At 62.8% G+C, this 13,336-nt stretch carries 12 protein-coding genes and 1 pseudogene; 1 reads left to right on the forward strand and 12 read right to left on the reverse strand.

All coding sequences use genetic code 11. The annotated features are described in order from the left end of the window. Window positions 1–24: 24 nt before the first annotated feature. Window positions 25–1,161: an acyl-CoA dehydrogenase family protein gene (locus RVF83_RS11750; RefSeq protein WP_005196960.1), complete on the reverse strand. Its 1,137-nt coding sequence runs from the start codon at window positions 1,159–1,161 to the stop codon at window positions 25–27. Window position 1,162: 1 nt separating this feature from the next. Next, window positions 1,163–1,957 (reverse strand): enoyl-CoA hydratase-related protein, encoded by a 795-nt coding sequence (locus RVF83_RS11755; protein ID WP_039880214.1) that lies wholly within the window; start codon window positions 1,955–1,957, stop codon window positions 1,163–1,165. A gap of 262 nt (window positions 1,958–2,219) precedes the next feature. Between RVF83_RS11755 and RVF83_RS11760 the strand changes: the two genes are divergently transcribed. Next, complete coding sequence (locus RVF83_RS11760; RefSeq protein ID WP_005196965.1) at window positions 2,220–3,512, forward strand: MFS transporter; 1,293 nt, start codon at window positions 2,220–2,222, stop codon at window positions 3,510–3,512. Window positions 3,513–3,752: 240 nt separating this feature from the next. On the opposite strand, the gene RVF83_RS11765 is transcribed toward RVF83_RS11760, so the two are convergent. From RVF83_RS11765 to RVF83_RS11795, 10 genes and pseudogenes are all read right to left on the reverse strand, one after another. Continuing rightward, on the reverse strand, window positions 3,753–4,946 hold the full coding sequence (locus tag RVF83_RS11765; protein WP_005196966.1) for an IS110 family transposase: 1,194 nt from the start codon (window positions 4,944–4,946) through the stop codon (window positions 3,753–3,755). Window positions 4,947–5,466: 520 nt separating this feature from the next. After that, window positions 5,467–5,565, reverse strand: coding sequence for a hypothetical protein (locus RVF83_RS23735; RefSeq protein ID WP_423133034.1), 99 nt, complete (start codon window positions 5,563–5,565; stop codon window positions 5,467–5,469). Beyond that, entirely contained in the window at window positions 5,526–5,912 is a 387-nt protein-coding gene (locus tag RVF83_RS23740) for a DDE-type integrase/transposase/recombinase (RefSeq protein WP_157226829.1), read from the reverse strand. Before RVF83_RS23740 ends, RVF83_RS23735 begins: the two co-directional genes overlap by 40 nt. A gap of 18 nt (window positions 5,913–5,930) precedes the next feature. Continuing rightward, window positions 5,931–6,122, reverse strand: coding sequence for a hypothetical protein (locus RVF83_RS11770; protein WP_005196971.1), 192 nt, complete (start codon window positions 6,120–6,122; stop codon window positions 5,931–5,933). Window positions 6,123–6,483: 361 nt separating this feature from the next. Then, window positions 6,484–7,875: pseudogene (locus RVF83_RS11775) on the reverse strand (IS256 family transposase). 30 nt (window positions 7,876–7,905) lie between these two features. Further along, on the reverse strand, window positions 7,906–8,187 hold the full coding sequence (locus tag RVF83_RS23745) for a transposase (RefSeq protein ID WP_005198225.1): 282 nt from the start codon (window positions 8,185–8,187) through the stop codon (window positions 7,906–7,908). A 211-nt stretch (window positions 8,188–8,398) separates the two neighbouring features. Continuing rightward, window positions 8,399–9,091 carry a hypothetical protein gene (locus RVF83_RS11780; RefSeq protein ID WP_005198224.1) on the reverse strand — a complete coding sequence of 231 codons (693 nt, stop codon included), beginning with the start codon at window positions 9,089–9,091 and terminating at the stop codon, window positions 8,399–8,401. A gap of 140 nt (window positions 9,092–9,231) precedes the next feature. Further along, the gene (locus tag RVF83_RS11785; protein ID WP_005198223.1) at window positions 9,232–11,622 is read right to left on the reverse strand and encodes a hypothetical protein; all 2,391 of its coding nucleotides are present in this window, start codon (window positions 11,620–11,622) and stop codon (window positions 9,232–9,234) included. Beyond that, window positions 11,619–11,909, reverse strand: a complete 291-nt coding sequence (locus RVF83_RS11790; protein ID WP_039880381.1) for a hypothetical protein — start codon at window positions 11,907–11,909, stop codon at window positions 11,619–11,621. The genes RVF83_RS11785 and RVF83_RS11790 overlap by 4 nt, the downstream gene beginning before the upstream one ends. Window positions 11,910–12,102: 193 nt before the next feature. Next, window positions 12,103–13,230, reverse strand: a complete 1,128-nt coding sequence (locus RVF83_RS11795) for a citrate synthase 2 (RefSeq protein ID WP_005198221.1) — start codon at window positions 13,228–13,230, stop codon at window positions 12,103–12,105. Window positions 13,231–13,336: the final 106 nt, after the last annotated feature.

Here is a 13,336-nt window from a genome sequence, read left to right on the forward strand (position 1 = left end):
GTGGTGTCGGTGCCTGCGCGATTGTCACAGGCCTATGGTCTTCGCGATGATCTCTCGCTGGATCTCGTTGGTGCCGCCGTAGATCGGTGGTGCGAGGGCGCGGCGGACCTGACCCTCCATGCCGTACTCGCGTGCGTAACCGTAGCCACCCATCATCTGCATGGCTTCCAGGGTCGTGTTCTTGGCGACCTCGGTGCACCGCATCTTCGCCATCGCGCTCTCGCGAGACAGGTCGTCTTCCAGGCCCGCATCGATCTTGGCTGCCACGTCGTACAGGAACACCCGCGCGATCTCGACATCGGTGGCGAGATCGGCCATCCGGTGCCGGAGCGCCTGGAAAGAAGCCAAGCTCTGCCCGAACTGTTCGCGTTCCTTGGCGTAGGCGACGACGTCGTCGAGCGCGCGGCGTGCACCGCCGATACTCATCGCGGCGATGATGAGGCGTTCGATGCTCAGACCTCGCATCAACTGTTTCCACGCATTGCGTGGTTCGCCGACGACAGCGGATACCGGAACCTCGACGTCGGTGAAGAAGACGTCGTTGCAGGTGTGTGCCTCCATCGTGTCGATTGCTCGGATGGTGAGGCCGGGTGATGTGGTCGGGACCATCAGGAGTGTCATCCCCTGATGTCTGCCGCCGGATGAATCCTCGCGGGTGAGGACGAGGATGTGTTCGGCGACGTGGGCGGCCGAGATCCAGGTCTTCTGTCCGTTGATGATGTACCGATCGCCGTCGCGGCGGGCACTGACCCGCAGGCCTGCGAGGTCGGAGCCCGCGCCGGGCTCACTGAGTGCGATCGCCTCGAGGCGACCTGCGGTGAGGTTGGTGACGACGGTCTTCTTCTGGTCGTCGGTGCCCCAGCGGAGATAGGTCTGCGCCGCGGTGAGCCCGGTCGAGTATCCGGTCAGCGGTGCGAGCCCGCGAGAGGATTCCTCCAGGAAAATGCACTCGTCGACGAAACCTGCTCCGCCGCCACCGTACTCCTCCGGTAGTGATACCCCCAGCCAACCGTTGCGCGCCATGTCGGCCAGTACCAGAGGACTGTTGGAAAGGGCGCCACCGTCGGTGACGGCGTCCCGTTGGGCGACCGTGGCGAGCTCGCGGCGACAGTAGTCGTTGATTGCCGCCGCGAACTCCCGCTGTTCAGCCGAGAACTGCACGTCACTTGCCTCGGTACGGAGTGAAATCGGGCTTGCGCTTTTCGTTGAAAGCCGTGATCCCCTCGCGGGATTCCGGTGTCTCGCCGAAGATCTCGAGCGTTGAGTAGGCCATCTGGCCGATGCTGACGAAGTGCTCGGTGTCGGTGTTGAGTGACTGCTTGAGCACCTTGAGTGCGGTGGGGGAGAAGTCCAGCATCTGGTCGGCCCATGCGCGGACCTCGGCCTTGAGGTCGGCAGCCGGGACGACCTTGTTGACCAGCCCCCAGTCCATCGCCTCCTCCGCGGACAGGCGGCGGAGCATGAACCAGATCTCACGTGCGCGCTTCTCACCGACGACGCGAGCAAGGTATCCCGATCCGAGACCGGCGTCGAACGATCCGACTCGCGGACCGTTCTGCCCGAACTGGGCGGTGTCGGCGGCGATTGTGAGATCGCACAGCACATGCAGTACGTGACCGCCGCCGATGGCCAGACCGTTGACCGCGGCGATCACCGGCTTCGGGTTGTCCCGGATGACGCGATGCAGCGACTCGACCTCGAACAGTCCGCTCTGGGAGGGGCCGTAGTCGCCGGTCTCCATGCGCTGCTTCTGATCACCGCCGGCACAGAAGGCCTTGTCGCCGGCACCCGTCAGAGCCACGACACCCACCTCTGAACTCGCCCAGGCACGCTTGAACGCGAGGATGAGTTCGTCCACGGTCTGGGCGCGGAAGGCGTTGTAGCGCTCGGGCCGGTTGATGGTGATCCAGGCCAGTCCGTTGTCGACCTCGTATGTGATGTCAGAGAAATCGGTCATCAGAGTTCGGTGTCCCTTCCTGTCGCGGGCGGGCGCCCACTTGGTGTTGTGGTCATTAGGACTGACCATTTGCACAACACTAACGCCGCTGAAGGCTTGCGGGCAATACCTGGACCCGATTCGCCCGGTCCGTGAGGTGTAATTGGACCAATATTTACATTTGGACTGGCCATATGATTCGATGATGTGACGTCGGACACCGCGCGGGGTGGGGTGTGTGCACGGCGCGGACAATTCACTCCTGCGGCAGAAGGAAGCGCACATGGCCTCGATGGCGACGGCGGCAAGCGGACGGCAGCTGAACAGGTGGTGGTATGCGGCCACCGGCTTCTTGACTCTCCTGTTCGGGACGACAGCGGTGAATGTTCTCTTCAACGTGCTGGGCGAATCGATGTCCGACGAGTTCGGCTGGGATCGCAGCGTCATTTCCAACGGACTGTCGATCGAGACCCTGGTTGTCGGCGTCTCGATCGTGGCTCTCGGCATGCTGGTCGATCGCTACGGGCCGAGCCTTCCATCGGTGCCGATGGTGTTCGCCTTCGGCGGCGGCCTGATGCTGATGGCTGCGCTGCCGAACAGCCAGTTCGTCTTCTATGCACTGTGTGTCCTGATCGGCGCGGGTGCCGGGGCGTTGAACCCGGTAGCGCACGCCACGGTAGTGAGCGCGTGGTTCGCCGACCGTCGAGGTCTGGCGCTGGGCATTCTGATGGCCGGTCTCGGCGCGTGCGGCGTCCTGATGCCCTACCTTGCCGAGTTCGTTCTCGGGATCGCCAACTGGCGCACCACGTTCTTCGTCATCGGTGCGTTGTGCACGGTGATTCCTGCGTCGATCTACGCGTTCGTAACACGTATGCCGGCGCAGCATGATGCCGAACGCCGCGAGGCTCGTGCTCAGGGACGTGTCGCCGGAGAATCGTTGTGGTCGATCGTGAAGGGCTCGCGCCAGTTCTGGTTGCTCGCAGCCGCGATCTTCCTGGTCTCGTCGGCGACCTTCGGACTGATGTCCCAGGTGGTGCCGATGACCACGGACAAGGGCATCGGGCGTGGTACTGCGGTGGTGATCCTCTCCGTGCTGAGTCTGTCGTCGGTGCTGGCGCGTCTGATCGTCGGTTACCTTCTGGATCGCTTGTTCGCGCCGGTGGTCGGCTCGATCATCTTCGCGCTGTGTGCTGTCGGAGTGGCCTTGCTCATCCTCCCGACGGCAACGCCGCTGCTGTTCGCAGGTGCGATTCTGGTCGGATTCGCGCTCGGCGCCGAGGGTGACATGGCTGCTTATATGACGAGCCGCTACTTCCCCAAGCACTCCTACGCGCGGGTGCTCGGTTGCGTGTACTTCCTCTACGCAATGGGTTCGGCATTCGGGATCTTCCTGTTGGGCCAGGTCTACGGCGCGACCGGTTCGTACACCGCGGGGGCACTGCCGATTGTCATCATGGTGGTTGCCGGGATCGGTTGTCTGCTGGCGATGGGTGCGTACAAGTACGCACTGGACCACACCGTCGTAGAACCTACCGATCAGGGCGCGAAGGCACGGAAATCCGAGGTGGATGCGTGACCGTCGAGCTCGATTCCGACCGGCTTCAGATACGTGACGCGGTCCGTGATCTCGCGGCGAAGAGACTGGCGCCAGCGTATCTGAACCGGGCCAAGTCGTCGACTTTCCCGTGGGATCTACACAGAGAGATCGCTGATCTGGGGCCAGGTCGTCCGGGAACTCGTACTTCAGCGGTTCCAACGCGGAATCAGATGTCGGCAAACTCGAACTGATGTGGGGGGGGGTGTCCCTATGGTTTGGTCAAGCGGGGGCAGCAGCGGGGGTGCGGTAGAAGGTCTTGTTCTTGAGCATGGCGTAGAGGACGTCGCAGCGACGGCGTGCCAGACAGATCAACGCGGCATTGTGCTTCTTGCCCTCAGCGCGTTTGCGGTCGTAGTAGGCGCGACTGGTCGGGTCGTGCAATGCGGCGAAAGCGGACAGGAACAACACCCGTTTGAGTTTGCGGTTACCCGACCGGGCGGGGTGCTCACCACGGATCGACGAGCCGGAACGGTGGGTCACCGGGGCGATACCGGCGTAGGCCGCCAGATGCGCCGCAGAGGCGAACGCCGAGCCGTCACCGACCTCGAGCAGGATCCGGGCTGCGGTCCTGACGCCGACGCCGGGCATCGACATCAGGACCTGGGAAAGAGGGTGGTCATCGAGCATCCTCTCCACATCTTCAGCAATGCTCTTGCGCTGTTGCAGAACCTCTTTCAAGGAATCTGCAAGCTTCGGCAGGACGATCTCGGCGGCGTTGCTGCCTGGCACCGTCACGCTCTGGGCATCGAGCGCGGTGAGGATTTCCTCAGCCAGTCGGGCGCCCATCCGCGGGGCATGCTTGGTTGCGAGTGTGGTGAGTCGGCGTTTGCCCGCTTTGCGGATGCCGACCGGCCCGCCACATCGCGACAGGATTTCGAGGACCGCCGGATGCGCGATCCTGGGACCGAGAACCCGTTCGAGGGCAGGGTGGATTCCGGTGAGCAATCCGCGGATGCGGTTGCTGATCCGGGTGGCCTCACCGGCGAGGTCGTCGTCGAACCCGACGAGCACCCCGAGCTCAGCCAGGGCCTCGTCGCCGACATCGATCCGGCGCAGCGTGTGCGGCATCGTGCGGGCGGTGTCGGCGATGATGAACGCATCTCGAGCGTCGGTCTTGGCCTGGCCGGGGTACAGATCGGCGACGCGCCGCATCGTCAACCCCGGCAAGTACGCCACAGCGTGTCCGCAGGCGCGGGCGACGGTGACCGGCAGGGCACCGATCGTGTTCGGTTGGTCGACGATCACCAACACCGGGCCGTGTTCTGCCAGGCGGTCGAACACGGTCCGCAGTTTGGCTTCGTCGTTGGGCAGGGCTTTGTCGAACAGGCGGGTGCCGGCGGGGTCGAGTCCGACGGCGTGGTGTTCGCCTTTGCCCACGTCGATGCCGCAGAACACGGCGTAGGTCGGGTCCATGAAGCGTGCCTTTCGTTCCGCTCCGGACGGTCACCGATCAGACGTCGACACCCGGCACCCACGTTACGAAGAGACCTGCCCGGTGCTCGATGCAAACAGGCGGCCCTGTCCCTATCAGCGGTCCATCGACGTCACCAGGTTCGGCGACACCACCCCCCGGATCATTCGAGAGACAGGGGCAAGAAGTCATACCGAACTTGGCGACCGTTGCCCCGCGGTGCGGGACTACGAAGAAGGTAACGGGGTCTCCTCGGGAGAAGGTTCGGGAGACCGTGTGCAGGACGTGAGTAGGAGGAGTGGAAGAGCACACAGCATGACACGTTCTCTGCCCCTCACCGCTCGTCCCCTTTCAGGGCTCTTCCTGATTCAGAGTGCGTGGAGGTGCTGTGACAGGCCGCCGGAGCCGTCACGTTTGTTCGGTTGGCCGTAGGCGTGGATCAACTCTTGGTAGACCGTGTACGTGACGGCCACGGACAGGTGCTCCTCGCGGGCTGAGGCTCCCCCAGAAAAGTGGACACGGTTAGCTTGATTGTTGGCTTGCCTGTTCGGCGAGCTCGAAGTCGATAGGTGAGATCATCCCTAACGCCGTATGCCTCCTGGCATGGTTGTAGAATCGGATGTAATTGGCAAGTCCAGCAGTAAGTTTCGCGTTGAGGCGAAAGCATGCCGCTTGTAGTACTCGTGTTTGACGGTGGACCACAGCGCCTCGGCGCCGGCGTTGTCCCGGCAGACCCCGGTGGCACCCATGGAGCGCTTCAAGCCGTGCCTGGCGCAGGCCTTGGCCATGTCATGACTCGTGAATTCACCTTGGGTGCCACGGTCGGAATGCATGATGGTGCCGCGTACCGACCCACCACGCGTGCGTACCGCGGCATCAACGGCGGCCTCAACGAGCTCGGTGCGCATGTGGTCGGCTACGGCCCAGCCGAGTATCCGACGGGAGTGCTCGTCACGGATCGCGCACAGGTAGACATCGCCTTCACCTCAGGTCAGATAGGTGATGTCCGATGTCCACGCCACGTCGATCCGGCCCCGATCAAAACGCCTGCCCACTCGATCGGGCGGGAACGTTGCGGTCGGGTCAACCTGCGTGGTGGTCTTGAACGTGCGCGGACTTATGCCCTCTGTACCCATCTCGGCCATGATCTTGGCGACGGTATTCGCCGATACCGCCACTCCCTCGGAGTGCAGACGGTGATCCGCGGAGATCCGTAGGTGCGTTGCGAGGTCTTCCAGTGCGCGGAAATCTTGACGTCGAGATCACGTCGCCATTGCTCTCGAGCTGTCGGCTCGGTACGGCGTTGCCGTGCCGCCCAAGCATAGTAGCCCGAGCGTGAAACATGCAGTAGCGCCGCAAGTCTCGAGATCTCATGGTCGGCGCACTCCGCGGCAATGAGCTCGAACTTGCTCATCGATGATGCTGTGCCGCAAAGTACGCCGATACTTTTTTCAGGAACGCGATGTCCCTGTCCTTCTCGGAGCTTGTCAAGATGTCAGTGTAAGAACGTGACTCCTGATTTTCTTGTGGTCCGTGGGTTTAGCCGAGGTGCGGTTCGATCCGGTCGGGGTAGGCCAGAGCGAGCTGTCCGAGGGCCTGCTTCCAGTTGGTGACGACCTGTCCCTCGACCAGTCGTCCGAGGGCCTTACGGGGCTGTGACCGCCTGGTCCCGCGTTCTTTGAGGCGTTGAGCGGCTCGTTTGTCTTCGATGTCGCAGATGGCCAGCCACAAGAGTTTGCGGACCGCGATGTCGTTGGGGAAATGTCCGCGGTTCTTGATGACCTTGCGGATCTGGTAGTTCAGCGACTCGATCGAGTTGGTGGTGTAGATGACTTTGCGCAGCTCGGGCGGGAATGCCAGGAAGGGGATGAACCGATCCCAGGCTCGGTCGAAAGCCATTGCCGCACTCGGATAGTTGGCGCCTAGTTCCGAGTCGCGGAAGGCTTCCCACTCGCGGCGGGCGGTCTCGGCGTCGGGGGCGGTGTAGATCGGTTTAATCGCCCGAGCGACGTCTTTGCGGTCTTTGTAGTTCACGAACCGCATCGAGTTGCGGATCAGATGCACCACACAGGTTTGCACGGTGGCCAGCGGCCAGGTCGCCTCGATCGCTTCGGGGAATCCGGTGAGCCCGTCACAGCACACGATCAGCACGTCCTTGACGCCGCGGTTGGCCAGATTCGCACACACCCCGGCCCAGAACTTGGCGCCTTCTTCGGCCTGTATCCAGATTCCCAGCACATGCTTGACGCCGGCCATATCGACGCCAATAGCAATGTGGGCGTGCTTGTTTCGGACATGGGCGCCGTCTTTGACCTTCACCACCAGGGCGTCAAGGTAGATGACGGGATACAACGGCTCCAGCGGCCGGTTCTGCCATTCATCGACCGCGTCGAGGACCTCGTCGCAGATCTTCGAGATCGTCTCGTGCGAGAGATCGGTGCCGATCGTGGAGGCCAAATGGTGTTGGATGTCGCGCAACGTCATGCCGCCGGCGTAGAGCGAGATAATGATGTCGTCGAGGCCGCCGAGGCGGCGCGAGCCCTTCGGGACCAGCCGCGGGGTGAACGTGCCGTCACGGTCACGAGGAATGTTCAGCTCGACCGGCCCGGCCTCCGAGGCCACCGTTTTCGGGCTCGACCCGTTACGGGCGTTGGGCAACTCCCGCCCGGCCGGATCGCCCTTGGCATAGCCGAGGTGATCGGTCAGCTAGGCCTTCAGACCGCGTTCGAGGGCCAGTTTGATCAGACCTGGGATCAACCCGCCTTCGCCGGTGATCTGGACCTGGCCGGTATCGATCTGGGCGAGCAGCTCATCGACCATGCCCGAGGCCTGTAATGCCTCGGCGACTTCCGCGGTCGAGCGCGGCTCGGCCAGTTCAGGCAACTGCTCGTCGTCGTGGCCCTGCTGCTTGTCGTCTAACGCCATGCTCATAGATCTTCCTCTCACTGATGAGCACTGGACTTACACAGACCATCTGACACCCCCCCTTCTCTCGGCGACCTCGGCACGCAGCCGCGCTAACTCCGCACGTTCGCCCCCAGTGAGTTCACCATCCGGTGGAGCTTTGCGCCCCTCGGCGGCGACGCCGTCGCGAAGTCGTTCCGCCCGTACCCATTTGCCCAACAAGTTCTCGTGCACGTTCAGCTCACGCGCAACCTCGGTGATCGGCCGGCCGCCGTCGATCACCCGACGAGCAGCCTCCACCTTGTACTCAGGTGTAAACGACCGACGCGCCCTCGACATAGTGACATCCTTCCAGCGGGACCCCACGCCCCGCTATCTCAGGTGTCCACTCGAACTGGGGAGGTGCAGGGGTTCGAACATCCGATGGCACTGAGGCAGGCGGAGAGGGCGATGAGCGCCATGCTCGCCGACGCGCGAGTCCCCGAACTCGGTCGACCGTTCCGCCGAGCTACTCGAGCATCGCCGCGCGCCTGGGGTGTGCGTGCCCGAATCACGGTGGCGGCCACGCAGGAGATTGTGGAAGGACGGGAAACAACTCTGGCCTGGGCGGTTTGATCACGCTGACGGATTTTGTGTCCTCGGTAAACGGGTAGTCCGAATAGGCGGGATGGTCTTTGGCGATCGCCGTTCCCTTCGGCAGGCAGGATTCGAGCCGCGGGTCATCTTGTGGGATAGTCCGATAAGCCACGCTCCAGGGGAAGAAAGCATCGAAGCGCGGAGCTCTGTCGCCGGTGCCAGCCGGCGTGGTCCGGGGCAAGTTCTCCCGTGGGTCCACAGCATCTGGGGGTCGGGTTGCGTCCACAGCGAACGCATAGCCGCCAAGGTAGCCACCCGCTGCCGGCTGATCCAGCTCGGCGATGACTCCGAACTCGAACTTGCAGCCGATGGCGTGAATCGTCGTTGCGGTGGAGGTGAGATCGGTGAGATGGATGAAGATAGTGCCGTTCTTTTCAGTCAGATTCATCGGATCACCGCCAAAGGTGTACCCGCCTGGCGTGGTCCAAGACTCTTCAGCGGCTGACTCGGCGCCGGGGTAGTTTCGTTCGCCGGGAACGCTCATGAGCGTTCCCGCTTCCGCCGTTGCGCGAACAACCTCACCCGGCCGTGAGTTCAGGTCAATACCAGGCTGCGCACTCCAGACGACACTGAAATCGCCGGCCAGATCGACCGGGAACTCGTACATGAGAGGTTCCAGCGTGGAGTCAGATGTCGGCAAAATCGAACTGATGTGGGGTCTGTCGTGGGGCGATGGTGCGGGAGACTGTGTGCAGGACGTGAGTAGGAGGAGTGGAAGAGAACACAGCATGGCACGTTCTCTGCCCCTCACCGCTCGTCCCCTTTCAGGACCCAGTCTTTGTAAGTGTTCATGTTCGTCGCGTTGTACTGGAGATCTTCGTCCTTCGCGCCCTCGTTGAATCCGGCGTCCCAGTAGCCGATTGGACCGTCCGCGCCGTAAAGCTCCGGGTTCTGCGTTCGCAACATCGTCCGAATCGCTTGATCTAGCTGGCTGGCATCGCCGTCGGACTGTTCAAGAATCGCTTCGACCGACTTGAGGTTTCCGTCTGCGCCGTACCATTCCTCGGGTCCCTCTACTCCGGAATTCGCGAACATGGTGTAGGTCGATGAGAGTCTTACTCGCGTTGGATCGTCCGATCCGAAGGCCTCATCCCCGCTGGGCGGTCGGAACGGTACGTCTCCTGCAGGATCGGAGGTGATCAACCACGGTGCTGCGGCACCGATTCCGACGGATGCGGCCGTTCCGTGAGGTGTGACACTCAGTAGGTAGCTCGCGGAGGACAGGATCTTCTCGGTTTGGCTTTCGGCCGCCTGCGAGGAAGTGGCCTTTTCGTTTTCATCGACCGCGAGGTCGAACTGTGCGCCATAGATTCCCGCGCGGCCGCGCTCGAGCAACTCAGCTGAAGTGCTCCCCAAGCTTTGCGCAAGCTCGGGATGGCTGCTCACCCAGACTGAATTCTTATTCGTTTGCTCCAAGATGTCCCGGTAGAGTTGTGTGGCTGTATTGAGGCCATCCGGATTGGCGTCGGAAATTGCTCCGTTAGGTGAGTCGTCGCTGGCAATCAGTGCGAATAGGCGAGTCGCTCGCGCTTCGAAAGCGTGCTTGTCTTGAAAGTCCGTCAGCTCAAGCCCTGGATGGCCGTGCATCGCCGGAGTTCCCTCTGGATTCCCCAGGTAGTTCAGATAGGGGAGTGAAGCCTGGCGTAGTGCGTCAGCGAGCAGTGGATTTATCTTCCCCGCGGCATCGCCGTCGCTGTTGGTATTCATTAATTGCTTGAAGTTGTTGTCTCCGTCCGTGGAAGTCGCATAATCCCAGAGCCCGGAGAATGCACGATCGGCGATCTTGACTTTATCTGGGTCGGTACTGCCGCCATAGTCATGAATCCAATCGACCAAATTACCGGCGGTGTCCCCGTGATCTGACCAATCGTGGCCCATCAGGTGACTCACAGTCTGGTCTCGTTCGTATTCTGCAAGCTTCGTCCCATCGGCGTACTCACCGGTGAGGATCGCGGCCGCAGACTCGTGATTTCGAGTACCTACTTCAAGGAACTGGCGGATAGTCGATTCGTAGATCCGTTTCAGTTCGTCGGGTTCGGTGTCAAAGGCTCCGTACGCGACTTCGGGGCGCTGCCCTTCCCCGCCGATGTCGCGGGACGCTCCAGCGGAGCTTCGGCGAATGAGCTCGGTACCGAACTTCTCGCCGGGTGGCACACCGCCCGAGTTGCCCAGAAGCCCTGCGAGCGGAACATCCTGGTATCGAAGGGGAGCGCCATCTGAGGCGCGGTTCTCGACCCAATCTTGAACCCACCCTGGCAGGTACTCGTATCCGGTGTTGTTGCCGACGTTCTCGTTCGAGAGCGTGACCAGTCCCTGGCCGAGTGCTCTGGACCATGAATCACCTGTTGGCGTGTGCATTCCGTCGAACTTGGACTTGAGGCTGAAGAGCTCGTCGGCGTCGAGGTTGCCGTAGAACATGTGCAGGTACTCCTGCATGCCGCGCGGAACGTCCGTGAGCTTTTCTCCGTTGAGAAGGCGGTTGATCTGGTCGTCGGTAAGTCCTGCGGCGCGAAGGCTTCGACCGGCAGCGGCGGCTTCCTCGTCGGTCCATCCGTCCTCGGCCATGAGTGCGTGGCGTCGCCCGTCTTGAGCACTCAAGGTCAGACCAGGTGGTGCAATGGTGTCGACGTTTGCGATCGCCGTTTTGATCAGCGCGGCGTGGTCTGCTGCCGACGCGGCGAGTTCGTCGGCCTTCTGTTTGACGAAGCTGGTCATCTGACGCGCCTTTTCCGCCATCTGCTCGGGTGTCAGATCGTCGTCTTCCTTGGGTACGTAGCGCATCGTCCAGGAGGGGTCGGATTCGCTGACGAGTATGCAGCGTTGCATGCTTGCGCCGAGGAGGGCGCCATTCACCGCGGTCTTGCCCGAATCGATCTCCGCTGCCGCGTTGTCCAGCGCAGTCTTGAGATTGTCTACGTTGGCGGCGACCTTCTTCGACCAGGCGCTCTGATCGCTTGCCCGTGCGTTCGCCGCGGAGCGGGACGCGCCATTCCATGACGGTGTCGGCATGCCGTCGACTATGGATTCAGCAGCGACCGAATCGTTGAGCAACGTGTCCGCCAGGCCGCTCAGATGCTCCTGCGGCAAGTCCCAAGGTTTCCACGAATCCATGATCGCCTTGGTGAGGGCTGCGCTCATCGAGGGAGCTCGCCTGCCGGAAGCACGGACAGGGTACTGATCTTCGTCGCATTCTCGTCATCGGCGTCGACCGCGATGCTGCGTGCGGCACGGACTGCGGACGCCAATGTCTCCCACTGTCCAGAGACCGCGGTCTGTGCATTGGTCAGCTTTTCCGTCGCGTCGGATGAGGCGGCGACGAGTGGAGAGTTGGGCATCGCTCTGTTGACGATCCCAGCGACATCCGGCCTCGGCGCTGCTTCGATGTCAGCGGCAATGCCTTCGAGTGCCCCGGCGATTGCGTCCATCGCCCCTGGATTGACCGTGAAATCCCCACTCAATTGTTCCCCCGAGTGCTCAACGTGCAGATCACTTGGGAAACACTTTACGGTCTGGCCTCCGTGAGGTGTGCGACCATGTCCACAGGCCTCGAGATCCTTGTGATGTTGTGCCCGGTATCCGGGGAACAACATCACACTGATACTGAGGACTCCGCGGCGGCTACAGCCCCGGCTTCACCAGGTCACCCCAGCCGGCGACGTCTTCGGGACGGCGGGGTGCGGCGCCGGTGTAGATCGCGGCGGGGCGGACCAGCTTGCCGAGGCGCTTCTGCTCCAGGATGTGGGCACACCAGCCGGCGGTGCGGCCGCAGGTGAACATGGCGGGCATCATGTGCGTCGGAACCTCGGCGAAGTCGAGGATGACCGCGGCCCAGAACTCGACATTGGTCTCGATCGCACGGTCGGGGCGTCGTTCACGGAGCTCGGTGAGGGCGGCCTGCTCCAGGGCGGCGGCCACCTCGAAGCGCGGCACCCCGAGTTCTTGGGCGGTGCGTCGGAGAACTCGGGCGCGGGGATCCTCGGCGCGGTAGACGCGGTGTCCGAAGCCCATCAGCTTCTCCTTGCGGTCGAGGATGCCCTTCACCAATCCTCGTGCGTCGCCGCTGTTCTCGACCTCTTCGATCATCGGCAGCACGCGCGCCGGAGCGCCGCCGTGTAGCGGTCCCGACATGGCGCCGATCGCTCCCGACAGCGACGCGGCGACGTCGGCGCCGGTGGAGGCGATGACCCGTGCGGTGAAGGTCGACGCATTCATGCCGTGCTCGGCGGCGCTGACCCAGTACGCGTCGATGGCGGCGACGTGCTTGGGGTCTGGGTCGCCCTTCCAGCGGGTCATGAACCTTTCGGTGACGGTGGAGCATTCGTCGATGACGTGCTGCGGGACGGCGGGCTGGTGAATTCCCCGCGCCGACTGCGCCACATAGGACAGCGCCATCACCGATGCGCGGGCCAGGTTCTCGCGTGCGGTCTCGTCGTCGATGTCGAGCAGCGGCTCGTACCCCCAGATCGGGGCGAGCATCGCGAGTGCGGCCTGAACGTCGACGCGCACGTCACCGGTGTGGATGGGCAGCGGGAACGGCTCCGCCGGGGGCAGTCCGTCGCCGAACCTGCCGTCGACGAGAAGAGCCCAGACGTCGGCGAAGGTGACCTTGTTCTCGACGAGATCCTCGATGTCGACGCCGCGATAACGCAGGTTGCCGCCGTTCTTGTCGGGTTCCGCGATCTCGGTGGTGAAAGCCACCACGCCTTCGAGACCTGGGACGAAATCCGTGGGAACCGCGTTGGCCATGACAACCACCTCACTCGAGACAACTGTGTCCTGCAATCACGTGCGTCGATCCAGATCGAACTGTAGATCAGCGCGATGCTCCGCGTGTACGAGGGAGTAACGATGT

This window comes from Gordonia rubripertincta (assembly GCF_038024875.1).
In the GTDB taxonomy this organism is placed as follows: Bacteria; Actinomycetota; Actinomycetes; order Mycobacteriales; family Mycobacteriaceae; genus Gordonia; species Gordonia rubripertincta.

Coding starts and splice junctions, on each gene's coding strand:
- RVF83_RS11780 (WP_005198224.1), bottom strand. CDS start 9,091: ATGTACGAGTTCCCGGTCGATCTGGCCGGCGATTTCAGTGTCGTCTGG.
- RVF83_RS11755 (WP_039880214.1), bottom strand. CDS start 1,957: ATGACCGATTTCTCTGACATCACATACGAGGTCGACAACGGACTGGCC.
- RVF83_RS23745 (WP_005198225.1), bottom strand. CDS start 8,187: ATGTCGAGGGCGCGTCGGTCGTTTACACCTGAGTACAAGGTGGAGGCT.
- RVF83_RS11765 (WP_005196966.1), bottom strand. CDS start 4,946: ATGGACCCGACCTACGCCGTGTTCTGCGGCATCGACGTGGGCAAAGGC.
- RVF83_RS11785 (WP_005198223.1), bottom strand. CDS start 11,622: ATGAGCGCAGCCCTCACCAAGGCGATCATGGATTCGTGGAAACCTTGG.
- RVF83_RS11760 (WP_005196965.1), top strand. CDS start 2,220: ATGGCCTCGATGGCGACGGCGGCAAGCGGACGGCAGCTGAACAGGTGG.
- RVF83_RS11795 (WP_005198221.1), bottom strand. CDS start 13,230: ATGGCCAACGCGGTTCCCACGGATTTCGTCCCAGGTCTCGAAGGCGTG.
- RVF83_RS11790 (WP_039880381.1), bottom strand. CDS start 11,909: ATGGACGCAATCGCCGGGGCACTCGAAGGCATTGCCGCTGACATCGAA.